The 23,883-nt window shown below is 72.0% G+C and carries 24 protein-coding genes; 9 read left to right on the forward strand and 15 right to left on the reverse strand.

What is annotated here, in order from left to right; genetic code table 11:
- Positions 1-170 precede the first annotated feature (170 nt).
- On the forward strand, positions 171-611 hold the full coding sequence (locus WMF44_RS12540) for a CBS domain-containing protein (protein ID WP_437299362.1): 441 nt from the start codon (positions 171-173) through the stop codon (positions 609-611).
- 190 nt (positions 612-801) lie between these two features.
- Here WMF44_RS12540 and WMF44_RS12545 read toward each other — a convergent pair whose 3' ends face one another.
- The 4 genes from WMF44_RS12545 to WMF44_RS12560 form a co-directional block, all read right to left on the reverse strand.
- Positions 802-1,665 (reverse strand): hypothetical protein, encoded by an 864-nt coding sequence (locus tag WMF44_RS12545; RefSeq protein ID WP_437299363.1) that lies wholly within the window; start codon positions 1,663-1,665, stop codon positions 802-804.
- A gap of 757 nt (positions 1,666-2,422) precedes the next feature.
- Positions 2,423-2,722, reverse strand: a complete 300-nt coding sequence (locus WMF44_RS12550; RefSeq protein ID WP_437301557.1) for a phosphatidylserine decarboxylase — start codon at positions 2,720-2,722, stop codon at positions 2,423-2,425.
- The gene (locus tag WMF44_RS12555; RefSeq protein ID WP_437299364.1) at positions 2,641-3,057 is read right to left on the reverse strand and encodes a phosphatidylserine decarboxylase; all 417 of its coding nucleotides are present in this window, start codon (positions 3,055-3,057) and stop codon (positions 2,641-2,643) included. The genes WMF44_RS12550 and WMF44_RS12555 overlap by 82 nt, the downstream gene beginning before the upstream one ends.
- Complete coding sequence (locus WMF44_RS12560) at positions 3,015-3,449, reverse strand: hypothetical protein (protein WP_437299365.1); 435 nt, start codon at positions 3,447-3,449, stop codon at positions 3,015-3,017. Before WMF44_RS12560 ends, WMF44_RS12555 begins: the two co-directional genes overlap by 43 nt.
- 138 nt (positions 3,450-3,587) lie before the next feature.
- Here WMF44_RS12560 and WMF44_RS12565 point away from each other — a divergent pair, with 138 nt between their 5' ends.
- Positions 3,588-4,025, forward strand: coding sequence for a hypothetical protein (locus WMF44_RS12565; RefSeq protein WP_437299366.1), 438 nt, complete (start codon positions 3,588-3,590; stop codon positions 4,023-4,025).
- Between the two features lie 51 nt (positions 4,026-4,076).
- On the opposite strand, the gene WMF44_RS12570 is transcribed toward WMF44_RS12565, so the two are convergent.
- From WMF44_RS12570 to rarD, 4 genes are all read right to left on the reverse strand, one after another.
- Positions 4,077-4,745 (reverse strand): class I SAM-dependent methyltransferase, encoded by a 669-nt coding sequence (locus WMF44_RS12570; RefSeq protein WP_437299367.1) that lies wholly within the window; start codon positions 4,743-4,745, stop codon positions 4,077-4,079.
- A 35-nt stretch (positions 4,746-4,780) separates the two neighbouring features.
- Positions 4,781-7,396, reverse strand: coding sequence for an aminopeptidase N (pepN, locus tag WMF44_RS12575; protein WP_437299368.1), 2,616 nt, complete (start codon positions 7,394-7,396; stop codon positions 4,781-4,783).
- A 680-nt stretch (positions 7,397-8,076) separates the two neighbouring features.
- A complete protein-coding gene (locus WMF44_RS12580; RefSeq protein WP_437299369.1) occupies positions 8,077-9,141 on the reverse strand; it encodes a lysylphosphatidylglycerol synthase domain-containing protein in 1,065 nt (354 codons plus the stop codon).
- Between the two features lie 446 nt (positions 9,142-9,587).
- Entirely contained in the window at positions 9,588-10,553 is a 966-nt protein-coding gene (rarD, locus tag WMF44_RS12585; RefSeq protein WP_437299370.1) for an EamA family transporter RarD, read from the reverse strand.
- 347 nt (positions 10,554-10,900) lie between these two features.
- Here rarD and WMF44_RS12590 point away from each other — a divergent pair, with 347 nt between their 5' ends.
- Positions 10,901-11,248: a hypothetical protein gene (locus WMF44_RS12590; RefSeq protein ID WP_437299371.1), complete on the forward strand. Its 348-nt coding sequence runs from the start codon at positions 10,901-10,903 to the stop codon at positions 11,246-11,248.
- An 88-nt stretch (positions 11,249-11,336) separates the two neighbouring features.
- On the opposite strand, the gene WMF44_RS12595 is transcribed toward WMF44_RS12590, so the two are convergent.
- Positions 11,337-11,708, reverse strand: a complete 372-nt coding sequence (locus tag WMF44_RS12595) for a thioredoxin family protein (protein ID WP_012234969.1) — start codon at positions 11,706-11,708, stop codon at positions 11,337-11,339.
- A gap of 100 nt (positions 11,709-11,808) precedes the next feature.
- Here WMF44_RS12595 and WMF44_RS12600 point away from each other — a divergent pair, with 100 nt between their 5' ends.
- From WMF44_RS12600 to WMF44_RS12615, 4 genes are all read left to right on the forward strand, one after another.
- Complete coding sequence (locus tag WMF44_RS12600; protein ID WP_437299372.1) at positions 11,809-12,345, forward strand: RNA polymerase sigma factor; 537 nt, start codon at positions 11,809-11,811, stop codon at positions 12,343-12,345.
- A 90-nt stretch (positions 12,346-12,435) separates the two neighbouring features.
- Entirely contained in the window at positions 12,436-13,263 is an 828-nt protein-coding gene (locus WMF44_RS12605; RefSeq protein ID WP_437299373.1) for an N-formylglutamate amidohydrolase, read from the forward strand.
- A gap of 113 nt (positions 13,264-13,376) precedes the next feature.
- The gene (locus WMF44_RS12610) at positions 13,377-13,991 is read left to right on the forward strand and encodes an ArsR/SmtB family transcription factor (RefSeq protein ID WP_012234972.1); all 615 of its coding nucleotides are present in this window, start codon (positions 13,377-13,379) and stop codon (positions 13,989-13,991) included.
- Complete coding sequence (locus tag WMF44_RS12615; protein ID WP_437299374.1) at positions 13,982-14,800, forward strand: SRPBCC family protein; 819 nt, start codon at positions 13,982-13,984, stop codon at positions 14,798-14,800. Before WMF44_RS12610 ends, WMF44_RS12615 begins: the two co-directional genes overlap by 10 nt.
- A 22-nt stretch (positions 14,801-14,822) precedes the next feature.
- On the opposite strand, the gene WMF44_RS12620 is transcribed toward WMF44_RS12615, so the two are convergent.
- From WMF44_RS12620 to WMF44_RS12630, 3 genes are all read right to left on the reverse strand, one after another.
- The gene (locus WMF44_RS12620; RefSeq protein WP_437299375.1) at positions 14,823-15,812 is read right to left on the reverse strand and encodes an STAS domain-containing protein; all 990 of its coding nucleotides are present in this window, start codon (positions 15,810-15,812) and stop codon (positions 14,823-14,825) included.
- Between the two features lie 6 nt (positions 15,813-15,818).
- Entirely contained in the window at positions 15,819-17,006 is a 1,188-nt protein-coding gene (locus WMF44_RS12625) for an FIST signal transduction protein (protein WP_437299376.1), read from the reverse strand.
- A gap of 172 nt (positions 17,007-17,178) precedes the next feature.
- Entirely contained in the window at positions 17,179-18,738 is a 1,560-nt protein-coding gene (locus tag WMF44_RS12630) for an SLC13 family permease (RefSeq protein WP_437299377.1), read from the reverse strand.
- Between the two features lie 135 nt (positions 18,739-18,873).
- Between WMF44_RS12630 and arfB the strand changes: the two genes are divergently transcribed.
- Entirely contained in the window at positions 18,874-19,305 is a 432-nt protein-coding gene (arfB, locus tag WMF44_RS12635; RefSeq protein ID WP_012234976.1) for an alternative ribosome rescue aminoacyl-tRNA hydrolase ArfB, read from the forward strand.
- Positions 19,306-19,373: 68 nt separating this feature from the next.
- On the opposite strand, the gene WMF44_RS12640 is transcribed toward arfB, so the two are convergent.
- From WMF44_RS12640 to WMF44_RS12650, 3 genes are all read right to left on the reverse strand, one after another.
- Positions 19,374-20,306: a Uma2 family endonuclease gene (locus WMF44_RS12640; protein ID WP_437299378.1), complete on the reverse strand. Its 933-nt coding sequence runs from the start codon at positions 20,304-20,306 to the stop codon at positions 19,374-19,376.
- Positions 20,307-20,392: 86 nt separating this feature from the next.
- Positions 20,393-20,938: an NUDIX hydrolase gene (locus WMF44_RS12645; protein WP_437299379.1), complete on the reverse strand. Its 546-nt coding sequence runs from the start codon at positions 20,936-20,938 to the stop codon at positions 20,393-20,395.
- Positions 20,939-21,107: 169 nt separating this feature from the next.
- Complete coding sequence (locus WMF44_RS12650) at positions 21,108-22,595, reverse strand: D-arabinono-1,4-lactone oxidase (RefSeq protein WP_437299380.1); 1,488 nt, start codon at positions 22,593-22,595, stop codon at positions 21,108-21,110.
- Positions 22,596-22,862: 267 nt separating this feature from the next.
- Between WMF44_RS12650 and WMF44_RS12655 the strand changes: the two genes are divergently transcribed.
- On the forward strand, positions 22,863-23,831 hold the full coding sequence (locus tag WMF44_RS12655) for a hypothetical protein (protein ID WP_437299381.1): 969 nt from the start codon (positions 22,863-22,865) through the stop codon (positions 23,829-23,831).
- Positions 23,832-23,883 lie beyond the last annotated feature (52 nt).

Genomic DNA, 23,883 nt, shown 5'->3' on the forward strand with positions numbered 1-23,883 from the left:
CGCCCCGCCATGACGCCGCCCGCCGCGCTCGCCGGCCGGAGGCGCGATCAAGCGGTGCCCGACGCCGCATTCATCATGATGCTCCATCCATCGCCCGCGATCGTCCCCTAAGGTCCTTTTGTGCGCGGTGACGCTGCCGAGCGCTGCAAACGGAACCGAAGGAGGGAACCATGCTGTGCAAGGAGATCATGAAGCAAGACATCCAGAGCGTCCTGGCCGACGACACCATCCAGACGGCCGCGTGCAAGATGCGCGACGCGAACATCGGCTTCCTTCCTGTCTGCGACAGCGCCGGGAGGGTGCTCGGGGCGCTGACGGACCGCGACCTCGCCATCCGGGTGCTGGCCCACAACCGGCCGCTGAACACGAAGGCGGGCGACGTCATGACGCGCGGGGTGGTCGCGTGCCGGCCCGACGACGACGTGCAGCGCGCGGAGCAGCTGATGGGGCAGCACCACAAGTCCCGCGTCCTGTGCACCGAGGCGGACGGCCGCCTGGTCGGCATCATCAGCCTGTCGGACATCGCGCAGAGCGAGGACGACAGGCGCACCGCGCAGACCATCCGCCGGGTGACCGAGCGGGAGGCGGTGCAGCACGAGAGCACGCGTTAGCTCGCCGGGCGCTCGGCTGAGCTTCGCGGCGGCGCGCCACGACACCTCGCGCATCGGCTCCCCCGCGGGGTCGATGCCGATGCAGCAGGTGTCGGGGTGGGCGCCGGCCGAGCGGCACACGAAGCGACCGGCGCCCGCGCCGACGTCGAGCCCGGACGCCTGTCCTCACCAGGAGCGCCGGCGCCGGCCGTCAGCCGCGGACCTTGAGGACGGTCTTCAAGCCGGCAGGGAGCACCGACCCGCGATGGTGAACCTTCACGGTGAAGATCGCGCGGAGAACCTCGTGCTCCGGCATGTTGTTCAGGGAGAAGTGGGCGATGACCTCGAGGTGAGTGCGGCAGTTCGCGCAGTTGCTGACGCTATAACGGCTCAGGACAGCGTGGTAGCCGAGGTAGTATTCCTTGGTCTTGCCGCCGTCGTCCGCGACGGTCGCGTGCGCCGTCAGCAGGAACGACCCCTGGAACAGGGCGCGATCGATGCCCCTGACCATGAGCTTCCTGGCGCTGAACCCCGGCTTTACCGCCGCCGCGCGGGGCGGGCCGTCGATGGACAGATCGTCGAATGAGCCGGGTCCGTACGTGTAGCCGAGCTGGTTCTCGATGTCCACGCAGTCCGTGCTGACGTAACGCTTGCTCGTGAGGGGGTTCTTGAACGGTTTGAGCGCGGTTCCATCGAGGGTCAGCCGAGCGCCGGGCGGGACGCCGGGGACCGCGTAGTTCGGCGCGAACAGACACGCCCTGTACGATGCGTACAGGTTGGCGCCCTCGGGAGGAGGTGGGTCCATGGGCTCGGGGCCGTTCAGCCAGGCCATGATGTTGTTGTTGAGCAGCGTGTCGTTCGTGTTCTGGTCGGGATACTTCTGGTTGTGGGCGTACGTCAGCTCGGCGTCCCCGAAGTTGCCCACCAGCCCCGAGAGCGGGTACCGCACCGTCGTGTAGCCGGCCCGCTTGTAGTACGGCTGCGCCTCGTCGGCATTGGGGTTCTGGTCCCCCCAGTAGTTGTCGGAGACCGAGATGGGCAGGGTGAACGACCGCAGCGGGTTGGGGATACCCATGAGGCCGTAGCTCGGGAGGTCGACCGTCGGCCGAGTGAAAATGGCCGGGACGCCGTGGTGGAGAGAGTGGTCGTCCGCGAGGCGCCGATGAGGAGCAGGGCGCCCGCGTAGAGGAGCGGCGGCGCGTCGAGCCAGAACTTGCCCCCGAGCAGGGCCGACGCGCCCGCGAGGCCCGCGAGCACGGGGCGGCCGTCCTGGCTCGCCAGCGCGCGCCGCACGAGCGCGCCGAGCGCGAAGGCGAGCAGCCCGGCGCCGAGAGGCAGCCCCCATGCGTCGCGCAGCCAGGCGCTGGCGCCGAGCGAGCCCAGGATCCCGAGATAGGCCGCCACGCACAAAGGGCACTTCGGGAGCAGCACCAGCGCGACGGCGGGCAAGAGCGGAAGGTGCCGGCCGGCGCGCTTGGCCAGCGTGGAGAAGCCGGACGAGCGCGGCGAAGGCGCTGCGCACCCGCAGGCGCACCCTGGGGGCGGGGAATCCGTGAGGCTCGGTCTCTCATCGATCGCCATCGTGGGTCTCCCGGTGGTGCTTCGCGGAGGGTGAGGGCTCTCGAGGCGGCGTTCCGGCGAGCGCCGAGCGCAAGGGGCTTCGCCGTGGGCTGCGGCACGTCCCGCAAAGAACGCGCTCGAACGCCCCCAACGTTCGAGGTTCTGCTCGACAGCCCCGAAACCGCCCTGGGGCCGCGCTGGAGTTCGCTTGTCTCACGTGTGCCGTCGTGAGAGCGCGGCCCTGCTCGACTCCTCAAGTCGTCGGGAATGCCTCAGGCGTGGATGGCGTGCCCAAGAGAGCCAAGGCGGCTCCCCATCAGGACCGAGACGGCGTTGAACACGCCCTTCTGGAAGAGCAGGATGTTCAGAGAGCCGCCGTACGCGAAGTGCCCGAGCTCGTCGCCCTTCTTGACCGGGACCGGCTCGCCTCCGACCGGGACCAGGGTCGACCGGTTGTTGACGAGCGACGGGTACATCGCGCTGATCGTGTTCAGACCAACGGGGATGACGGCGATGTACCCGTGCTTCTCGGTCTTGATGACGAAGTAGGAGCGATGAAAGTCCTCGAAGATGCTGAAGTGACGGCCGTGCCGCCCTCGAAATTCGTCGCGTATCTCGACCCGTTCAGGAGCTGCGTGATGTTGAGCTGACGTGACTTCACGTCGAGCTTCTTCGTCAGCGTGAGGTCCGAGAGGATGAAGTTGATCTCCGAGTCGGCGGACGCCACGAGCACCGAGTCGTCCTCAGCCGCCGCGATGGGCCGGGGATCCCTCGCGGGGTTGAGCCTGCGCGTGAAGAAGTCGTTGAAGGACTTGAAGCCACCCTCGGGGACGATGAAGTCCTCGATGTGAGTCCCGGGATCCTTCAGCCAGGCCTCGATGAACTTGAGCGACTCCGGTGAGTCCATGAACCGCCCCCGCTCCTTGATGAACTTGACGGTCCAGTTGAAGATCTCGGTCGTGACTCCTTGCTCGTCGTGCGGCTCTTGAACGTGTTCAGGAAGGCGAACGCGGACTTGTTGTCGAGGTAGAAGTAGGTGAAAGGTACGATCTTCCCCAGGCCTCCTGTGGGCTCGGGCAGGAACGTGAACCACTGCTCGAAGTAGCGCACGAAGTACTCGGCGGTCGCTCCGACCCACGGGTTCTTCGACCCGTCCTCCACGAAGGGCCGCACGTGCGCGACGGCCTCGTTGAACGCCGTCTCGACCACGGGATTGGCCATGAGGCGCTTGAGCTCGTCGATCATTTCACGCATCGCGGGCGTGAGCGGGATCTGTTGATTGGTCTGCTGGATTGCCATGGCTGGCTCCTTGGGCTCGTTGTTGAGGTTGAACTCAGTGTTTGCGGCTGGAGCGATGGAGATACCCCGAAGGGGAAGACCGCCTTCTGAGGTTGTCCCGACCCCACGACCTACACCAACCAGGGCGGGGACACTCCCGTGACCGTCTACTTCAACGAGGAGGTCCTCATCTCCGTCCAGGACTCGAACTCCAACATCGGCGTGGCGTGCGCCCCGGTGGGCTTCGTCGCGATGAGCTGGAGCACCGATCCGATCACCCTCGGTGACCTCACCGGCGGGGATGCGGTCATCGGAGACGTCAGCTTCCGGGACACTCGCGTCAATTCGTATGGTTACGACTATGTCGTCGGTTCGAACTCACCGTGGGCGCCGGAGAATGACAACCCCAAGTACCTGGTCACCCGTCACGACGCGAGCCTGACCTCGCCCGTGAAGCGCAACCCGTACATCCTTGTCCCGGCGCTCGCCACGCCGGGCACGCTCCAGTACGGTCTCGAGTTCTATTGCGCGATCGGCGGAGAATACATCGGTAACTACTGGTTCGATCCCTCGATCACGATCGCACCACCGCAGTGACCCTGGGCGCCGGCGTCTCTCGCAGGCGCTCACCGATGGTTTCCTGCCGTTCTAGCCTGGTTGGCCGCCGCTCGCGCCTATCGCCTCGGCCGTGAGCAGGCGCGTCCTCCGGCCCGACGCGAGCGTGAGGTGCTGTCCCCAGCTGGTCTGGTGCGGCATGTCCCCCTCGACGAGCTCGTTCGCCCGGAGCTCGAAGCCCGCGGCGCGGTAGGCGGGGCGCAGCGTGTCGTCGACCCACGCGTCCGAGAGCTCGGGGAGCCCGAGCCGCGCCGCGTAGGGCCGGTCGTCGAAGACGCTCTGGTTGAGCAGCGCGATGAGCTCCCCGCCCGGTCGGACGAGCCGGCGCAGCGCCTCGAGCACCGGCGCCTCGGGCAGCACGAGGGCCGAGAGCAGCGAGGCCCAGGGGAAATTCACGGTGAGGGTGTGGGCGAGCCCGGTGAGCTCCTCGGGCAGCGCCTGCACGGACGCGACGACGAAGAGCGCGTTCGGGCGGCCGCCCCGGGCGACCTTGCGGCTGGCGCGCCACGACACCTCGCGCATCCGCTCGCCCGCGGGGTCGACGCCGATGCAGTACGTATCGGCGTGGGCGCCGGCCGAGCGGTACACGAAGCGGCCGTCGCCCGTGCCGACGTCGATGAGGACGCGCGCGTGGCCGGCGAGCTTCGCCTCGAGGTCCGCGCGCGTCCACGTGACGGACGTCTTCCCGAGCTGCACGATCATCGTCGCCTCGAGCGCCGCTCTCCCCGGTCCCTCGCTCAGCCGGGGGCGCCCCCGCCCCCCGCGCGGTGCCCCTCGGCGCTCGCCGCCGAAAGCCCCCGGCAGGCGATCGCCCGCGCGAGGTCGTCGCTCGCCTCGCGGAGCATCCGGACCAGCATCGGCAGCCGCGGCGCCGCCGGCGCGCCGTCCGGGGCCCGCCCGAGCGCCGCGGTCAGCGCCTCCGCGCGGGCGACGAGGTCCCGATCGACGCGGTACGAGGGGAACAGATGGGTGAAATACGCGGACGCGAGCTCGTGCGTCCGCGCCTCGAAGACCTGCTGCACCCGCTCGAAGAACGCCTGCGCGTACGGATCGAGCAGCGCGCGCTGGAACGACCAGTTGAAGCCCGACATCGCCGCGCTGGTGAGGTGCAGCGAGCCGTACCCGTCCTCGTGGAAGCGCGCCCACGCCGCGGCCTTCACGGCCGGATCCGGGCGCGCCGTCTCGGCGCGCAGCGCGGCGCGCTGGCCGCGGTCCGACGGGTCGCGCTCGCGCTCGGCCGCGAGCCGCTCCTCCGCGCCCTCCATGCCGCGCGCGATCCACTTCACGGCGACCGTCCAGCGCATCTCCTGGTCGATCTCGAGGCCGTCCACCTCGATCTCGCCGTCCGCGAGGCGCGCTGCCAGCGCGAGATCCGGCGCGGAGTACGCCGCGTTGAAGAGCGCCCGCGCCCACACGATCTGCGCGTCGCCGCGGGGGGCCGACCGCAGGGCCGCGAGGGCGAGGCCGGTGAACGCGCTCGCCTCGGCCTCGCGCAGGGGATCCGGCACGTAGCGCGCGAGCGCCGTCACCGCGTTCGTGAGCACCGGGTCGACGAGCGAGAGGTCCGGCTCGGCGGGCAGCTTGTCCCTCACCAGCGCGAGGTACGCGGGGGAGGCGAGCTTCTGGTCGCGCACCATGCTCCAGAGCGACGACCAGAGCAGCTGGCGCAGGAGCGGATCCTCCACGCGGCCCATGTGCTCGCGCACGAACGCGAGCGAGGCCGGGTCGAGCGCGATCTTCGCGAACGTGAGGTCGTTGTGGTTGGGGAACACGAGGAGCGGGGCCCGCTGCCCCCGCGCGGCGGCGACCTCGGTGGCCGCGCCGTCGATCTCCGCGGGCACCGAGTCGACGACGAGCGCGCCGTCCTCCTCGCGCGCGAGCGCGACGTCGATGCGGTGCGGCCGGAGGGTCGGGTAGTCGGCGGGCGCCGTCTGCAGCACGCGGAGCCGGCCGATGCGGTCGCCCTCGGGCTCCCACTCGGCCGTCAGCGTGTTGAGGGACGCCTGCTCGAGCCAGAGGCGCGACCACGCGCCGAGGTCGCGGCCGGAGCCCTCCTCCAGCGCGGACAGGAACTCGCGCAGCGTCGCGTTGCCGTACTGGTAGCGCTTGAAGTACCGGCGCATCCCCTCGCGGAAGGCCGGGAGGCCGATCGCCGCGACGAGCTGCTTCATCGCGGCGGCGCCCTTGCCGTACGTGATGCCGTCGAAGTTCAGGAACGTGTGCTCCGTGTCGGCGAGCTCCCCGGCGATGGGGTGCGTCGTCACGAGCTGGTCCTGCCGGTAGGCCCAGCTCTTCATGACGTTGAACGCCTTCCACACGGCCGGCTGGAACCGGGTCGCCTGCTCCATCGCGAGGAAGGCCATGTACGTGGCGAAGCTCTCGTTCAGCCAGAGATCGTTCCACCACCGCATGGTCACGAGGTTGCCGAACCACATGTGGGCCATCTCGTGGAGGAGCACCTCCGCGCGCGTGAGGCGCTGGTGGTCCGTCGGCGGGTCCCGGAAGATCATGCGCTCGCTGTGGGTCACGGCGCCGACGTTCTCCATGGCGCCGGCGTTGAACTCCGGGACGAAGACCTGGTCGTACTTGCTGAAGGGGTAGGGGTAGTCGAAGAACTCCGGGTAGAAGTCGAAGCCCTGCTTCGTGATCGTGAAGAGCTCCTCGGCGTCGAGGTGCCTCGCGAGCGACCTGCGGCAGTAGAGCCCGAGGGGGATCCCGCGGTGCTCGTCGCGGACGCCGCTGTACGGGCCGGCGATCAGCGCGAAGATGTAGGTGCTGAACCGGGTCGTCTCCTCGAACACGCGCGTCGTGCGCCCGAGGCCCGCGCCGAACGTGCGGGTGACGCGGGCGTTGCCGATGACCTCCCAGTCCTCGGGCGCGGTGACGGAGAGCCGGTAGCTCGCCTTGATGTCCGGCTGATCGAAGCAGGGGAACACGCGGTGGGCGCTGAACGGCTCGAGGTCCGAGTAGACGTAGTCCTCGCCGTCCTCCGGGTCGCGGAAGTGATGGAAGCCGTCGCCCGTGTGATCGTAGTCGTTCTCGTAGACGACGCGCACGCGCGTCTCCGGGGCGAGCAGCCTCCCCGGGAGGAGGATGCGGCAGTCGGACCACGCGGGCTCGACAAGGGCGCCGTTGATCTCGAGCCGCTCGATGCGCCGGCCGCGGAAGTCGATGAACGTGTCGCCGTGGCCGCGGACGTCGAAGTACGCGACCGCCTCGCCCCGGTAGCCGCGGGCGCCGCGCGAGAGGTCGAGGGAGAGCTCGTAGCGCGCGTTGCCGATGCGCGCGGCGCGCTCCTCGGCCTCTTTCTGGGTGAGCACGTCCCTTCCAGGGCCGCCGGTCGTCTCCGTCATGACGGCACACCGTAGGACGAACCGCCGGAGGGTGGCCAGCGATCTGCCGCTGTCGCGAGCGCCGCCCCGCCGCGAGGCGCGGGAGGAAGGGGGGCGCTTGCCGGGCGGCCGGGCGAGGGACGGCGGGACGAGGAAGCCGAGGGAGCCGACCCAGGTTGGGGAGCCGACCCAGGGAGCCGACCCAGGTTGGGGAACCGACCCAGGTTGGGGCACTGACCTAGGTTGGGGCACTGACCTGGTTCTGTGCCAGAACGGCGTTGTTCTGTGCCATGGGAGGGGGGTCCGGCACCGGCACAAACGCAATGCATTGCGACACACTGGGGGCCGGACCCCTCGAGAGCGCTCGGCGGAGCGATTCTCAGGGCAAAATTGTGCCAGAAAACGCATTCATCGGCGAAGTTCTGTGCCAAAGAGTCCCTGAACACTCTCCTTTTTGTGCCAGAAGGGGGGTCCAGACCCCTCCAGACCGCAATGCAGAGCGTTGGCCGGGGCGCCGGACCCCTCCAGACCGCACTGCAGAGCGTTGGCCGGGGCGCCGGACTCTCCCGGGACCCTGCTGGTCCGTGAGCGCCGAGGGCAAGGGGGGTCGAGCTGGCGCTGGAGATCCTCTGGAACGAGCGGAGCAAGGAGGAGCGCACGCCGGAGGCGCGCGCGACTCCCCTGGCCCGGCCGAGCTCGGCTCAGGGCGCCGGAGGGCTGCGGCGCCACACGAGCGCGACGGCGATCCCCGCGAGCGCGAAGGCCGCCTGGAGGAGGTGGACGAGCAGCGAGATCGCGATGGCGGAGCTCTCGGTGAGGCCGAGCAGCGAGGCGGCGAGCGCGAAGGCCCCGTCCGTGGCGCCGACCTGACCCGGGATGAGGTCGCCGGCCGCCGTGCCGGCGGCGCCCACGCCGTACGCGGCGAGCGCGCGGAGGGGGCCGCTCTCGGCGCCGACGACGGCGAGCAGCACGCCGTACTGCACCGCCTGGAGGGCGCGCCCCGCGAGGCAGGCGGCGAACGGCCAGGCCGGGACGGGCGGGCGCTCGTGGACGGCCTCCTGGAAGGCGGCGGCGAGCTGGCCGGCCCGGGCGAACCGCCGGGTGATCCACGCCGAGGCGGTGCGCTGCCGCGCGGCGAAGGCGACGCCGAGGCCGCTCGCGACCAGGAGGGCGGCGTGCGCGAGCACGCCGACGGCGAGCGGAGAGGCGCCGCCGATGTGGAAGAGGGCGATGGCCGCGAGGAGCGACAGCGGGGCCGAGGACAGGAGCGCGAGCGACTGGTTCGCCGTGGCGATGGCGGCCGCGCGCGCGGCGCCGATGTGGGGGGAGAGCAGCGCGGCCTTGACCGCCTCGCCCGCGGGGCGGCCGGCCGGCATCAGCATGATGACAGGGTAGGTGACGACGTGGATGCGAAGGAGCTCCGAGGCCGGGACGCGGCGCGGCGCGCAGAGCACGCCGGTCGCGAGCGCCTCGCAGCCGATGCGCGCCGCCTCCAGTCCGATCAGGAGAGGCACGAACGGCGCGGCGCGGGTCACCGCGGCGAGCATCTCCGCCGCGCCGACGTGGCGGATGAGCGCGGCCAGGGCGGCCAGGCCGAGGCCGCCGAGCGCCGCGTGGAGCAGCGCCTTTCGCCGCGCGCGGCGGGCGGCGTGCGCGTCCGGGGCGGCGGGCGGAGCGGCAGGGACGCGCGCCCCGCCGCCGGGCGCGGGCTCGGGATCGCCGCCGGCGCATTCCTCTGCCGCTCGGGCCGGAGGCAAGGGAGCCATGGGAAGGGGCGCTGCGAGGAGCGTGCCGGCGCCGTGTGGGTGCGGCGCGCGCACGCGGCGGTGAGCTGCCTCGCGGAGCGCGCGCGCCATGGGCATGCAGCGCGCGCACGCGGCGGTGACGGTTCGAGCTTCTCGGCGAGCAGGAGCTCACGTGGGGACACCTACGGACGAGCAGCGGTGAGCGCCCCTGTGTTCGCGGGCGCGGCCGCTCACGCCGGATCGAGCGGGGCGTGGAGCCGCGCGCCGGGTACAACGATGCCCCCGCGGTCGCCGGGGGTCAGCGCGCCGTAGCGCTCGCGGAACACCGGCGGCGGCGGCCGCGCCCCGGGCGGAGCGAGCCAGAGGCGGCGCAGGTGCCGCTTGCGATCCGGCTCGGGCCAGTCCTCGAAGGCCGTGCGATCGTGGAGCAGCGTGCGGCGCGGTCTCTTCGGGGCTCATTCGGCGGTTCAATTTCCTCCTGCCTCGCCTCCGGCGCGCTCAGGACGCGCTCGTCCTTCCCGACTTCCCGAACGGCGCGCGCGAAGCACGGCGTCGGCGCTGAACACCGCGAGCCCGGTCCAGATGAAGGCGAAGCTCACGGCCTGGGCCGTGGTGAACGGCTCGTCATAGACCAGCACGGCCAGCAGGAACTGGCCGCTCGGCGCGAGGTACTGGAGGAAGCCGACGGTGGTCAGCGACAGGCGGCGCGCGGCGTTGGTGAACCAGACGAGCGGCAGGGCCGTGACGATGCCTGTCGCGGCCAGGAGGACGTGGGTCCGCAGATCGGCGCGGCCCGCGGCGCCGGCGCCCTCGGCGTGGAGGGCGGCCAGGTAGGCCATGCCGAGCGGGGCGATGAACGACGTCTCCAGGGTGGAGCCGGGGAGCGAGCCGACGGCGGCGACCTTCCGCAGCAGGCCGTACACCCCGAACGAGCTCGCCAGGCCCAGGGCGATCCAGGGGATCGCGCCGGCGCGCACCGCCAGGTACACGACGCCCGAGGCGGCGAGGCCGAGCGCGAGCCACTGGGCGGGCCGCAGCCGCTCGCGCAGGAAGAGCATGCCGAGGAGCACGCTGAGCAGCGGGTTGATGAAGTAGCCGAGGCTTGCGTCGAGCACGCGCCCCACCGCGACGGCGTAGATGAAGAGGACCCAGTTCGCCGACACGAGCGCGCCGGTCGCCGCCATCGCCGCGACGACGCGCCGGTCGCGCAGGGCCGCGCCGAGCGCGCGGTGCTGCCCTGTGGCCAGCGTGAGCGCCACGAACGAGAGCAGGCTCCACACGGTGCGATGGGCCAGGAGCTCGACCGCGCCGACGTGCCGGAGCTGCTTCCAGAAGACGGGGACGACGCCCCAGGAGCTGTAGGCCGCGATCCCGTAGGCGACGCCCCACGCGGCCTCTCCGGGGCTGTCGCGAGCATCTTCGGGCGTGCGCATCGGGGTCGTGCTTCCTCGGGGGGCGTCGCGCGACGCCGTTGTCGCGAGGCCTCACTCGGCGCCGCTCGTCGCCCGGCGCCGCTCGCGTTCGATCGGATGGCGAACATGGCGAACCTGCTCGGCCGTTTCAAGACCTGCCCGCGAGCGCCGGGCTCGCAGGCTCGCCGCGAGGCCGCGTGGCATCCGCGTTGCTGGATGCGGGGCGCGGCGCTGGAGTCCGCAGCGAGCACAGCGAGGTAGGTATGCGAAGTGTCTACGCTCTGGCAGGGCTATGTGCAGCGATGGTGGTCGCGTGCACGGAAAATACGACCGGCGAGACGGAGCCTGGAGGCGCACACCCTGAAGACATGGGGTTCGTGACCGTCCAGTGGTCCATCGAGGACAAGACCGACGCCGCTCAGTGCAAGGCGCGCGGCGCGACCGCGGTCGAGCTGGTCCTCATCAACACGGAGAGCAACGAGGTCACGCGGCAGGTGGTCCCCTGCGAGCGGTTCGACGCGAGCGTGCAGCTCGTCGCCGACGACTATGTCGGGACGCTCTCGCTCGTCGACGACGACGGCAGGCCGGTCAGCGATCCGCAGGCGGTGGGGCCGTTCGAGGTCTCCGGGGACGAGTCGACGACCCGCAAGGTCAGCTTCCCCGCCGCCGAGAGGCAGCGCGACACGCACCGGCGCCCGGACAGGTCACGACGGTAGGACACGGGCGGATCGCCCCGGGCGCGCCCGAGCCCCTTCACGCGCCGATCGCGGCCGCCTGCCCGTGGAAGCGCGCGATCTCGTCGCGTCACGGCGGCGAGGGCGCTCGGTCCCTCCCCGCACCGCCGGGGAGCCCGCCCCCTTCGATCAGCCGGAGGAGCTTGTCCTTCGTGGTCAGCCCCACGTGACGAGCCACCTCCTTGCCCCCGGCGAACGCGACGACGGTCGGGAACGCGCGGATGCCGAGGCGGCGGGCGATCGCCGGGCACCGATCGCCGTCGACCGCCACCACCTTCAGGCGCCCTGCGCCTTCCTCCGCCAGCTTGTGCAGGATGGGCGCGAGCGCGCGGCACGGCGGGCACCACTGCGCGGTGAGCTCGACGAGGACGGGCACCCCGGCCTCCAGCACCTCGGCGTCGAAGCTCGCCTCATCGATCTCGCGGACAGGATTCGTGGACATGGCGTGAACCTCCATGCCCTGGCAGGTCCCGAGGGCGGCATCCATTACAGCCCCCACCCGTTGTAATGTGGGCGCGGCTCGACACCTGACCTCCTGGACCATGGGCGCCATCAAGGACGCGGACGATCTCCTCAACCATGTGTCGCACCTTGTGCGCTCCGAGCGCTCGGCGCTCGCGGCGCTGGCGCGCGCGGAGGGGGTGACACCAGAAGACGCGGTCGACTGCGTGCAGGAGGGCCTCTGCACGCTGCTCACGCTCGCGCAGCGGGGCGCCCTCCCGGAGGACGTCGGCGCGTGGGGGGGCGTGCTCGCCGGGACGGTGCGGAACGCCGCGCGCAACCGGCGCCGCCGTCATTTCCGCGCCCGGCCGCACGACGACGTGGACGCGCACCCGGAGGCCGTGGGGGACGTCCCGGCGACCGACGAGGCGATCGCGCGCGCCGAGGAGCACGTCCGCCTGCGCGCGTGCGTCGAGGAGCTCTGCGAGATCCAGAAGGCCGTCGTGACGCTGCGCATGCTCGAGGAGCAACCCGGAGAGGACGTGGCGCGCGCGCTGGGCATCTCGGCCGGCCACGTCGCGGTGCTCCTGCACCGGGCGAAGCTCGCGCTGCGCGCGTGCATGACGTCGCCGCACTGAGCCCGCGCGCCGCGCGTGCTGCCGCGCGCCCTCGCGAGAGCGCGCGCGGCGCCGGCGCGCCGGTGTCTGCTATGTCTTGGGCGAGACGTCATGAGCTCTTCTTCGTCCGCTTCGCCAGCCTTGCGCATCCTCGTGCCCGATGAGCCGCCCGCGTTCGAGGTGGTGAACCCCGAGGGCCGCTCCAGCGCGGTCCTGCTCTGCGACCACGCGTCCAACGCGGTTCCGAGGAGCCTCCCCGAGCTGGGCAGGCAGCACGAGGCGCTCCGCGAGCACACCGGCTGGGACATCGGCGCGGCGCGCCTCTCGCGCCGCCTGTCCGCGCTCCTCGACGCGCCGCTCGTGCTCTCCGGCTACTCGCGGCTCGTCATCGACTGCAACCGGCCGCTGGGCTCGCCGACGTCCATCCCCGAGATCAGCTGCGGCGTGCCCATCCCCGGCAACACCATCGACGCCGCGGAGGCCCGCGCGCGGGCCGACGCGTGCTTCTGGCCCTACCACCGCGCGATCACCGCGCTCCTCGACGCGCGGCGGGACCGCCGGGCGCGCACGGCGATCCTCAGCGTGCACAGCTTCACGCCCGCGATGCCCGGCCAGGACCGGCCGTGGCACGCGGCCGTCCTCTACGGGCGCGACCGCAGGCTCGCCGCGCCGTTCCTCGAGGCGCTGCGGCGCGAGCCCGGGCTCTGCGTCGGCGACAACGAGCCCTACCGCGTGACCGAGGGCGGCGACTACGGGATCCCCACGCACGGCGAGGGCCGCGGCCTGCCCTGCGTGCTTCTCGAGATCCGCCAGGACGGCCTGCTGAGCGACGAGGGCGTGGAGGCCTGGGCCCAGCGCCTCGCGGCGAGCTACCGGGCCATCGAGGCGAGCGGCATCGACCTGAACGCCCTCTCCCCGGACGCCGCCGCCGGTCGGTGACGTAGACGGGGGCTCCGGGCCCGACGGCGAGGGGATCGCGCCCCTCGCCGTGGCGGGGAAAGTACGGCCTGCGGTCATTGACAAAAAAAATTGTCAATGATACCCACGGCGGTGTGCTCGACGTCGACGTCATCGAGGATCCGGCCGCGGCAGCGGCAGCGCTCGAGCCTGTCAGGAGCCGGCTGCTCTCGGAGCTCTCGGCGCCCGCCTCCGCCGCGACGCTGGCCACGCGCCTCGGGATCGCGCGCCAGAAGATCAACTACCACCTGCGCGCCCTCGAGGCGCACGGGCTCGTGCGCATGGCCGGGACGCGCAAGTGGGGCGGGCTGACGGAGCGCCTGCTTGTCGCGAGCGCGGCCTCCTACGTCGTGTCGCCCGGCGCGCTCGGGCCTGTCGCCGCGGATCCGGAGCGCGCCTCGGACCGCCTCTCCGCGACCTACCTCATCGCCCTGGGCGCGCGCGTCGTGCGCGAGGTCAGCGATCTGCTCCGGCGCTCGCGGGAGGCCGACAAGCGCCTCGCGTCGCTGTCGATCGACGCCGAGGTCCGCTTCCGATCTCCGGCGGAGCGCGCCGCCTTCACCGGCGAGCTCACCCGCGCGGTGACGGCGCTCGTCGCGCGCTACCACGACGACGCGGCGCCAGGCGGGCGATCGCACCGCCTGGTGATCGTCGCTCACCCCACACCCACACCGAACGAATCGCCACGAAAGGAGTCATCATGCCCGTGAGAAAAGACGCGTCCGGCCGTCGCAGCGTCGAGGCCGAGGTCGAGGTCCCCGGCAGCCCCGAGGAGGTGTGGCGCGCCATCGCGACAGGGCCCGGGATCTCGTCGTGGTTCGTGCCGAGCGAGCTCGAGGAGCGCGAGGGCGGCACGACCGTCTCTCACTTCGGCCCGGGCACGAGCATGGATTCGGTCGCGACCATCACGGCCTGGGAGCCGCCTCGCCGGTTCTCCGCCGAGGCCCCGGAGGACATGGGACCAGGCAGCCCCAAGGTCGCCACGGAGTGGATCGTGGAGGCGCGGTCCGGCGGGAGCTGCGTCGTGCGCGTGGTGCACAGCTGGTTCGCGAGCACCGACGACTGGGACAACCAGTTCGAGGGCCACATGCACGGCTGGGCGGCCTTCTTCCGCATCCTTCGGCTCTACCTGGCCCATTTCCGCGGGCAGCCCTGCGCGGCGTTCCAGCTCATGGGCGCCGGATCCGAGCCCAAGGCCGCGACGTGGGGCGCGCTCACCGGCCCGCTCGGGCTCGCTGGCGCCGCGGAGGGACAGCGGGTGAGCTCCGCCGCCGGCGCGCCGCCGTTCGCCGGGGTGGTCGAGCGCGTCGGCACGAGCGAGCACCCGGAGCTGCTCCTCCGGCTCGACGAGCCGGCGCCGGGTATCGCCCACCTGTTCGCCCTTCCCATGGCCGGGCAGATCTTCCTGCCGATCCGGCTGTACCTGTACGGCGACCGGGCGCCCGCCGCGGCGGCGCGCGACGAGCCCGCGTGGCAGGCGTGGATGGCCGAGCGCTTTCCGGTGCGCCCGCCCGGCTGACCCTCCGAGGCACCTCCAGCGATCACGCCGACCGGGACGACCGCGGGAGCAGCTCCCTCAGCGCGTCGTGCAGGCGGCGGTACGTCACGACGTCGCCCCGCGCCACGCCCTCCCGCACGAGATCCCGGGCGACGTCCGGGCCGATGCCGGCCAGCACGCAGGCGCTGCCGAGCAGCCTCACCGCCGTCGCCACGCGCAGGAAGAGCGCGAGCGCGCTCGCCTCCATCCGGTCGAGCCCGGTGACGTCGATGACCACGGCGCGCGCCCGCCTGGCCGTCACGGCGGCGAGGAGCCGATCCATGAGGAGCGCGCACCGCTCCTCGTCGACGAAGCCGATCACGGGGACGCAGAGGATCCGGCTCCAGACCTCGATGATGGGCATGGACAGCGCCCGGATCGCGGCGCGCTGGTGCTCGATGAGCGTCAGCTTCTCGGTGATCTCCCGCTCGTACGCGAGGTCGCGCGCCCGCGCGAGCTCCTCCTCGGCGCGGGCGCGCGCGAGCGCCTGCGACGCCGCGGGCAGGAGGCGGCGCACGAGGCTGACGTGGCGCGCGTCGAAGAAGGCGCGGTCCGGATGGACAAGCACGAGCAGCGACCGCAGGGGGCCGGCGTGGAGCGGCGCGTGGAGCGCGGAGCCGTAGCGCGCGAGCACGGGCTCCGGCTGGCGCTGCCACTCGGCGAGCTGGCGGAGATCGAAGCTGGCGACCGGCCGGCCCTCGAGCGCGCGCGAGAACGCGGGCCCGGCCTCCCACTCGGTCGCCGAGAGGCCCGGATCGGTCGCGACGAGGACGCGGCCGTCCGCCCCCTCATCGAACGCGATCACGAGCCCTGCGGCGGCCCCGAGCCGCCGCGCGGTCGCCTCGACGACGCGCGCCAGCGTCTCCGTGAAGCTGCCCGGCTCCGTGAAGCGCAGGAGCACCTCCGCCAGCCCTTCGGCCTCCAGCCGGAGCGCTCGCTCCTCCTCGTGCGCGCGTCGCAGCTCCGCGATCGTCTCGTGGGCGGCCTCGTCCATCACAGCTCAGTCTCCGAGCAGGACGACGCTGATGGAGAGGTTCGCGTGCTGGTTCTTGCCCCGGGTGAAGCACCCCTGCTCGCCGAAGGTGAACCTGCCGAGGAACGGCGTCTCCCCGAGCGACGCGGCCACCCCCTGGACGACGCGATCGAGCTCGCCGCGCACGGCGAGCATGCACCCCGCGCAGAAGATCACGAGCGCGCCCTGCGCGCGGAAGGAGGGCGGCGCGGCCGCCAGCGCGGCGTCGACGACGGAGCGGACCCGGCCGATCACGCTCTCGCGCGAGCCCTGCATGAGCACGAGCTCGTCGCCCTCGTGGATGTTGGCGCCGAGCGTCATGGAGTTGTCCGGCCGCACCGTGTCCGGGTGGATGAGCAAGAACTGGGGGACCTTGCCGATCCAGCCCGAGGGGCGCCCGAGGGGGTGGAGCGCCGTGTGCTCCAGGATCGTCCCGCCGCCGAGCTGCGCGGAGATCAGGCCGCCGGTCCAGCGGTTGTAGACCTCGGCGGCCGGGAGCCCGTCGATCTCGGGCAGGCGCCTGCCCTCGGCGCGGGTCACGCGACAGCGGTGCTCGGTGGGGGCATAGCCGCTGCTGAACGCATAGGAGATCTCCCCGGACGGGTAGAGGGCGGTCAGCAGCGCCGCGCCCTCGTGGGCCAGCCCGCGCTCCATCTGCGATTGCCTGCCGACGATGGAGTCCGCCGCGGTGGAGCCGCCGAACACGGGCACGTTGGGGCCCACGACGTCCTCGATGCCGAGCAGGACGTCCTCCTCCGCGCCGGTCTGCACGCTGAGCCAGAGCAGGGCCGGGAGCTCGCCGGAGCGCCCGGCGTCCTCGATCGCACGCGCCGCGGCGCGCGCGCCGGCGGCCCGCGGGGCAGCGCCGATCCGCTCGGCCGCGACGCCATAGGCGCCCTGCGCGTCGGCGACCCCGAGCAGGGCGAGGCCGGGGCCGGGGGCGCCATGAACGCCGGCAGCGGTCATGACCGACTGGCACGAGCTCGATCCGTGGACGCGAACCGGCGGCGGCAGCGCCGCGGTGGCGCGCGCGAGCTCGTCGACGTCATAGGAGGCCGTGTAGCTCAGGAAGACGTGATCGGGCTCCGCGCCGAGGCCCGCGCGAAGCGCCGACATGGCCTCGGCGAACGCGGCGCTCGCCCCCGCAGCGGTCGACGACGACGTGGCGATCTTCATCCCCGCGGCCCTCCCGCGCCCGCGGGCCGCGCCGCCGGCGTCGGCGCGCTCCACAGGCCGTCTGTCGCGTTCATGACCATTTCCTTCATCGGCGTTCTTTCCGCTTGCGAGGCGCCCGGTGATCCGCTGCGCCGGCGCTTATACACAAAACCGCACCGCGCCGCCCCTGCGCTCAGCCGCCGATAAGGTGCCGTGCGTAGCCGTACACGTAGACCGGGATGAGCGCGGCGGCAGCCACGTTGAGCAGGAAGCCTGTCCGGATCATCACGGGGAGCCGCACGTACCCGCTGCCGAACACGATGGCGTTGGGCGGCGTGCCCGCCGGCAGCATGAAGTCGCAGGACGCGGCGATCGTGGCCGCGAACAGCACGCCGAGGTCCTGCGGGAGCACGTTGAGCGCCACGTTCACCGTGGCCGTGTTGGAGGCCAGCGCCGACAGGGCGATCGTGCCGGCGCTGGCGAGCCCGAGCTGCGCGAGCAGCGGCGCCTCGGCGACGACAGCGAGCTTCGCGGCCATCCACGCCGAGAGCCCGCCGCCCTCGATGCCGGCCGCCATCGCGAAGCTGCCGCCGAGCAAGGCGAGCGTGCCCCAGGGCATCCTGCGCAGGGAGGCGAGCGAGAGGGCGCGCAGGGCGAGCAGGCCGAGCGCCGCAAGGACGGCCACGGTCGCCTCGTAGTGCTTGCCCTGCACCTTGAAGCCGGCCGCGGCGCCCGAGCCGAGCGCGGCGCCCAGGCCCCTGAGCGCGGCCTGGAGGGGAGGCGCGAGCGCGGCGCGCAGCGGATCGCCGAGGATCCAGAGCGCGCTCGCCGCCGCGAAGATGGCGGCGACCGTCTTCTCGCCGCGGCTCATCGGGCCCATGGCCGCGAGCTCGCGGTCGAGCGCGTCGCGCGCGCGGCCGGGGCCGAGCCCGTCCCGCCTGCCGAGGCGCCACAGGGCGAGCCAGAGCAGCGGGACGAAGAGGACCACGAACGGCAGGGCGATCGCCATGTACCGCAGAAAACCGAGATCGTGGCCGAGCTTGTCGGCGACGAAGCCGCAGAAGATGGAGTTCGTCCCGGTGCCGATCTTCGTGCCGATCCCGCCGACGTTGGAGGCGTAGGCCACCGCCAGCATGATCGCCGTCCCGTAGTGCGTGAGCCTGCGCCCCCCGGCGGCCGACTCCAGCTGCGCGAGCAGGGCGAGCCCGATAGGGACCATCATCACGGCGGTCGCGGTGTTGGAGATCCAGAGCGAGATGGAGCTCGTCGCGACCAGCATGCCGAGCAGGAGGCGCTTCGGGTCCGTGCCGACGGCCCGCATGATGTGGAGCGCCACCCGGCGGTGAAGGCTCCACTGCTCCATGGCGGCCCCGATCGCCATGCCGCCGAGGAAGAGGAAGATGTAGGCGTCGACGAACGGCGCGGCGGCGCGGGCCGCGTCGCCCGCGAGCCCGCGGCCGAAGACGCCGAGCAGCGGGAAGAGAACGAGCGGCAAGCAGGCGGTGAGCGCGACGGGGAGCACCTCGAAGAGCCACCACAGCGCCATCCACGCCGCGACAGCGGCCGCGTACGCAGGGCGGTGGCCGTAACCAGGGACGGCGTGGAGCCCGCTCGGGACGAGCGCGATCGCGAGGGCGGCGGCCGGACCGGAGGCGACGCCGAGGCAGCGAAGCAGGCTGAGCCGCGCAGGCGGCGGGTGGCCTGGGTGAGGGGCGCCCGGCGGCGCGGCGGCGTGATCAGGGGGGCCCTGCATGGCGACTCTATCGCACACGCGCCTCCTCGCCGGCAGGCCGCGCCCTGCGCGCAGCGCGGCGGGCGCGGCGCGCGCGTGCTAGGCGTCAGCCGCTCCGCACGGCGCTCGCGCCGCCCGCAGGGCAGGAGAGCCGCCGTGTCCGATCCCCTCGTCGTCAACGATGCGCTGACCGCCCCGGCCGCGCTCCTCAGCTGGAGCGCCGTTCGCGCGTCGGGGCCCGGCGGCCAGAACGTCAACAAGGTCGCCTCCAAGGTGGAGCTGCGCTTCGACTTCGGCGCGTGGCCGGAGCTCGCCGACGACGCCAAGGCGAGGCTGCGCGTGCTGGCGCGCGGCCGGCTCGACGCCGAGGGGCGGCTGTTCATCGTGAGCCAGCTTACGCGCGACCAGCTGCGCAACCTGGACGACGCGCGCGAGAAGCTGCGCGCGCTGATCCTGCGCGCGCTCGAGGTGCCGGTGCAGCGAAGGCCGACGCGGCCGACGCGTGCGTCGAAGGCGCGGCGGCTCGACGAGAAGCGGCGCACGGGCGAGAAGAAGCACGTGCGCCGCGGCGGGGGCGATCACGAGTGACGGGCGCGGGGGCGCGGGCGCGCCGGGGCCGCGCGTCCAGCGCGCGCCCGCGCGGCGGCGGCCCTCGCTCAGCGCTTGCGCCGGGAGCCGGCGACGACCTCGGCGGCGGTCGTCGCGGTCGCCGCGCGCTTGATCCATCGCCGCAGCTTGCCCAGATCCTCGCAGCCGGCGATCGCGCGGGCCACCTCCGCCGGCGTGGCGACCCCGCGCGACTCCAGCACCGTGAGGATGGCCTCCTGCGCCATCCTGATCTCGCCGCGCGCCTCGCCGCGCGCCTCACCAAGCGCCTCGCCGCGCGCTTCACCGCGCGCCTCGCCGCGCGCTTCACCGCGCGCCTCGCCGCGCGCCTCGCCCTCCGCGAGCGCCGCCTCGAGCGCGGGCACGCGCTTATCGAGCAGCGCGCGCGCCACGGCGTCGTCCGAGGACGCGGCGTCGAGGAGCGCCTGGATCGGCAGCGGGCGCACGAGGCAGGGATCCTCGATGACCGCATCCTTGGGCAGCGGGCGCCAGCCGTCCGTCTCGCGCGACCACTCCATCACCCGGCGCTGCTTCACCAGGATGCAGAACACCCGCCGCACGCCGCGGGCGATCAGCAGGCGCGCCTTGGTGGTCGGAACGGCGAGGGCCTGCTTGTCGCTGACCTCGAACGCCAGCTCCTCCAGCCGCCGCCGGCCCGCGCGGTCGGGCTTCTGCGCGAAGACGCTGGCGTCGGCGGCATAGTCGCTGCCGAGGTCGGTCCGAGTCAGCATGTCCACCGCGCCCCGGTAGCCCTCGGCGACATGGGCGCCGAGGACGTAGGTCAGATCGAAATGCTGCGTCGCGTGCGGCGGATCGGCCGGGGCGGCGTAGACCTCGGCGCCGTGGAGGTACTCCACCCGCGTCTCGGGCGGCGCCAGCCGGTCGTCCACGTGCGGGCGCGCCCTGCCGGCCGAAGGCGCGTGGAGCGTGCGACCGGAGCCGCCGGCGCCGGGGGCGAGGAGGACGTGATCGTGCCTGCGCATGAGCTCCACCATAGCGCAGTCAGCGACCGGCGGGGGGGCGCGGCGCCGGCGTGCGCGCTTCCCGCCGCGCGGCCGCGCGGCGAGGTTCAGGCGCTCGCTCTCAGACAGCCCAGCTCGTAAAGCCCCATCCACCCGACCTCCGGGTCGGTGCAGGCGCCCTCCCTGAGCTGCTCCACGAAGTCCTCGATCGGCTTCTCTACCACGTCGATGAACTCCGTCTCATCCAGCGCTTGCGCCCTGTCGCGCGCGCAGTCCACGGCCAGGAACGCGTGTCGCTCGATGGTCGAGTAGGCGCACTCCAGCGGGCGGCCGAGCGGCACGAGCCGCCCGGCGACATACCCTGTCTCCTCGAGGAGCTCGCGCGCCGCTGCCTCCTCCGGGGCCTCGCCAGGCTCGACGCCGCCGCCTGGGAGCTCGTCGAGGATCCGATCGGGCCCCGGCCTGTACTGGCGCGCCAGGATCACCCTCTTCTCGCGGGAGATGGCGAGGACGCAGACGGCTCGCCCCTCTTTCTTGAGCGAGAACGTGCGGACCTGCCCGTCCGGGAGCTCGAAGGTGACGTCCTCGATCCTCCGCCACGGCGAGTGCTGGACCACGCGCCGCTCCAATGCCTTCCACCGCACGACCGTCATGACCAACCCACCTCGGAGCCGCGACCGCTCCGGCGCCGCCGCCCGGGAGGGGCGAGGAGCACGGACGGCCGCGCGGCGAGCACGGCTACCAGGCGCGACAGCCGGGTTCAAGAGAGCACATCCGAGGGCGCTCATCGCGCGAGCCCGTCCGGGCCTCCGGCGCCCTCGCTCAGGCGGGGGCCGGCCGGGCGCTCATGGGAACGGCCTCCCTCGCGACGGCGAAGTGCCGCCGGATGAAGTCGTTCGCGAACATGCCGATCGGGTCGAGCTCCCTCCGGACATCGGCGAAGTCGACATACCGAGGATATGCCCTCTCCGCGTACTCGCGATTCGTGAAATTGATCTTCCCCCAGTGCGGCCGGCCTTGATGGCGCTCGATCATGAAGGCCTCGATCTCGGCGAAGATGGCCTTCCAATCTTCCGCCTCGGAAGGGAAGTGCGCGAAGGTCAGGAACACCGAGTCGCGACCATGGGCGGGGCTCATCCACGCCGTCTCCTGGGTGACCGTCCGCGCCAGGATATAGCCGTTGATCTTGAACGTCCTCCGCTCCATGAGCTCGAACAGCGAGGTGACCGCCGGTCCCAGGCCCTCGAGCGGGATCGCGATCTCGGACTCGATGTGGCCAGCGACGACCTTGAAGCGAGGATCGTGAGCGAAGAGCAGGAGGTCGTACGACTTTCCGACCTGGTAGGAGCTCGTGCTCACCGCGGCCAGCGCCGCCGTCAAGAAGCGCGGCTTCAGGTCGATCGGGACCTGCCGCGCGGCGTTCATCAAGACGCTCAACGTGAGCCTGTCGCCCACGGCGAGGAGCGGGTTGCGCAGCCTGTCCCAGAGGGACGGCTCCGACAGCTCCTCCCTCTTCGCGGCGTAGATGTGCTGCCTGCCGTACGGAAAGAAGAACACCTTGTTCATCGCGTACGGATCGGAGAGCGAGAGAAAGCGGGCGGCGTTCGCGATCGCCGCCTCGGTCTCGAAGATCTTCTGGTGCTTCAGCACGTTGAACGACTCGCGGACCGCGAGCGTCGCCTCGACGACGATCCCCAGGCAGCCAAGGTTGGTCCTGACCGCATCGAGGTACTGTGCGTTGTGCGCGCTGGATATCTCGATGACCTTGCCAGACGACAGCAAGAGCTTCGCGGAGAGCACGGCGCTGGAGAACGAGCCGGTGCTTCCGGAGCCGTGCGTCGCGGTCGCGATGACACCTCCGACGTGCTGCGCGTCGACCTCTCCCAGGTTGACGAGCGCGAGGCCGGCGGCGTCGAGGTGATCGATGAGGTCCGCGACGCGCATCCCTGCCTGGACGGTGACGGTCTTGTTCTTCCGATCGAGCTCGATCAGCTCGTTGATGCGCGCGAGGCTGACCATCCATTCGTCCGTGCACACGATGTCGGACCAGGAATGTCCCGCGCCGACGATCCGGATCTTCTTGGACCTGGCCCTCGCGCTGTCGACGATCGCCACGAGCTCGTCGAGCGACCCGGGCTCATGGAAGCTCTCGGGTCTGCACTGATGGTTGGCTCCCCAGTTCCGCCAGGTCCCATCCGGACGAAGCGCATTGGACGTGGCGAAGAACCTCCTGATGCCCTGTGTGATCGCGCTCGGAAGCTTGATATTTCCGAGACGTTTCTGGTTTCCTTCCACGAATCTCAGCTGCATGAGGCCTCCACGAGATGCCCTCGGGCACACACCCGCAGATAGTTGAGCGGCGAGTGGTCGGCCAGCGAGAACCCTGGGCGCAGCGGGCGATCGAGATGAGCTATGTCCCGGACGCTGTTCGCGCAGCGCATGGCCGAGGGATCGGAGCCCGGCGCCCGAGGCGTCGAGCCGCCACAGCCTCCGCCGCCCGGCCAGGCGGCGCGCTCGGTCAAGACATTGGCGCCGCCGGTCAAGGACGGGCCGCGCGCTCGGCATCATTCTCTCTGCATGACCTACCTCATCCCGAGCCAAGAACAGGCGCACGCGGGCCTGCGTGCCATCAAGGTCGTCCTTACCTCGGCCGGCCCCCTCGACGGGTCGCGGCGCGACGCGATCGCCGCGGTGCAACGGCACCTCCTTCACACCGACCTCGACATCGACGCGCTCGCCCCGATAGCGCCCGAGGAGCTCGCGCGCGCCGTCGAGGATCCCGCGCTGCGCGAGCAGCTCATCAACGGTCTCTGCGCGATGACCCTGTGCGGCGAGCGCGTCGACGAGCGCGAGCTGATCGAGGTCGAGCGCTTCGCCGCGGCGCTCGGGGCGCGGCCGCACGCGGTCCGCCAGCTCCACCACCTCCACGAGCAGCGGCTGCTCCTCCTGCGCATCGACATCAGCCGGAGCTCGCTGCTCGGAAAGAACGTGCGGCGCATGCTCGATGAGGGCGGCCTTTATGGGCTCGCCAGGAACGTCGCGAGCTTCGCGGGCATCCTGGAGAACGAGCCGGTCGCCGCGCGCTACCGCTCGCTCGAGGCGTACAGAGAGGGCACCCTCGGCAAGGCGCTCTTCACCTTCTATCGAGAGAACGGCTTCTCGTTCCCCGGCGAGAAGCGCGGCGTGCCCGAGGGCGTGCTCACGCACGATCTGAGCCACATCCTCGCTGGTTACGGCACGGACCTGCGCGGAGAGGCGATGACGATCGCCTTTCAGGCGGGGTATCGCCGCGAGAACCCGTTCGGCATCCTCGTGTTCCTGCTGGTGCAGCTCCAGCAGGGCGTCCAGCTCACCGTGCTGGCGCCGTCGCAGCAGGGGATGCTCGCGACGCCCGGGCTCGCCGACGAGCTCGTGCGATCGTTCGTTCGCGGAACGAAGATGAGCATCGACCTGATGGACGACTGGGACTTCTGGTCCGACATGGCGGTGGATCTCGACGAGCTGCGCCGCCGCTACGGCGTCGTCCCCTGGGAGGCCGCGGCCTGATCCGGGTCCTCCGCCGAAGCAGCCGAGAGGCGAAGAGGGCTCGCCGCCGCGC

Origin of the sequence: Sorangium sp. So ce426 (assembly GCF_051475585.1) — a bacterium.
Taxonomy (GTDB): domain Bacteria; phylum Myxococcota_A; class Polyangia; order Polyangiales; family Polyangiaceae; genus Sorangium; species Sorangium cellulosum_B.

Bases quoted from the DNA above. Each gene is read 5' to 3' on its own strand.
- WMF44_RS12540 (WP_437299362.1), top strand. From the start codon at position 171: ATGCTGTGCAAGGAGATCATGAAGCAAGACATCCAGAGCGTCCTGGCC.
- WMF44_RS12545 (WP_437299363.1), bottom strand. From the start codon at position 1,665: ATGGGTATCCCCAACCCGCTGCGGTCGTTCACCCTGCCCATCTCGGTC.
- WMF44_RS12555 (WP_437299364.1), bottom strand. From the start codon at position 3,057: ATGGACTCACCGGAGTCGCTCAAGTTCATCGAGGCCTGGCTGAAGGAT.
- WMF44_RS12560 (WP_437299365.1), bottom strand. From the start codon at position 3,449: ATGGCAATCCAGCAGACCAATCAACAGATCCCGCTCACGCCCGCGATG.
- WMF44_RS12570 (WP_437299367.1), bottom strand. From the start codon at position 4,745: ATGATCGTGCAGCTCGGGAAGACGTCCGTCACGTGGACGCGCGCGGAC.
- pepN (WP_437299368.1), bottom strand. From the start codon at position 7,396: ATGACGGAGACGACCGGCGGCCCTGGAAGGGACGTGCTCACCCAGAAA.
- WMF44_RS12580 (WP_437299369.1), bottom strand. From the start codon at position 9,141: ATGGCTCCCTTGCCTCCGGCCCGAGCGGCAGAGGAATGCGCCGGCGGC.
- rarD (WP_437299370.1), bottom strand. From the start codon at position 10,553: ATGCGCACGCCCGAAGATGCTCGCGACAGCCCCGGAGAGGCCGCGTGG.
- WMF44_RS12590 (WP_437299371.1), top strand. From the start codon at position 10,901: ATGGGGTTCGTGACCGTCCAGTGGTCCATCGAGGACAAGACCGACGCC.
- WMF44_RS12595 (WP_012234969.1), bottom strand. From the start codon at position 11,708: ATGTCCACGAATCCTGTCCGCGAGATCGATGAGGCGAGCTTCGACGCC.
- WMF44_RS12600 (WP_437299372.1), top strand. From the start codon at position 11,809: ATGGGCGCCATCAAGGACGCGGACGATCTCCTCAACCATGTGTCGCAC.
- WMF44_RS12605 (WP_437299373.1), top strand. From the start codon at position 12,436: ATGAGCTCTTCTTCGTCCGCTTCGCCAGCCTTGCGCATCCTCGTGCCC.
- WMF44_RS12615 (WP_437299374.1), top strand. From the start codon at position 13,982: ATGCCCGTGAGAAAAGACGCGTCCGGCCGTCGCAGCGTCGAGGCCGAG.
- WMF44_RS12620 (WP_437299375.1), bottom strand. From the start codon at position 15,812: ATGGACGAGGCCGCCCACGAGACGATCGCGGAGCTGCGACGCGCGCAC.
- WMF44_RS12625 (WP_437299376.1), bottom strand. From the start codon at position 17,006: ATGAAGATCGCCACGTCGTCGTCGACCGCTGCGGGGGCGAGCGCCGCG.
- WMF44_RS12630 (WP_437299377.1), bottom strand. From the start codon at position 18,738: ATGCAGGGCCCCCCTGATCACGCCGCCGCGCCGCCGGGCGCCCCTCAC.
- WMF44_RS12640 (WP_437299378.1), bottom strand. From the start codon at position 20,306: ATGCGCAGGCACGATCACGTCCTCCTCGCCCCCGGCGCCGGCGGCTCC.
- WMF44_RS12645 (WP_437299379.1), bottom strand. From the start codon at position 20,938: ATGACGGTCGTGCGGTGGAAGGCATTGGAGCGGCGCGTGGTCCAGCAC.
- WMF44_RS12650 (WP_437299380.1), bottom strand. From the start codon at position 22,595: ATGCAGCTGAGATTCGTGGAAGGAAACCAGAAACGTCTCGGAAATATC.
- WMF44_RS12655 (WP_437299381.1), top strand. From the start codon at position 22,863: ATGACCTACCTCATCCCGAGCCAAGAACAGGCGCACGCGGGCCTGCGT.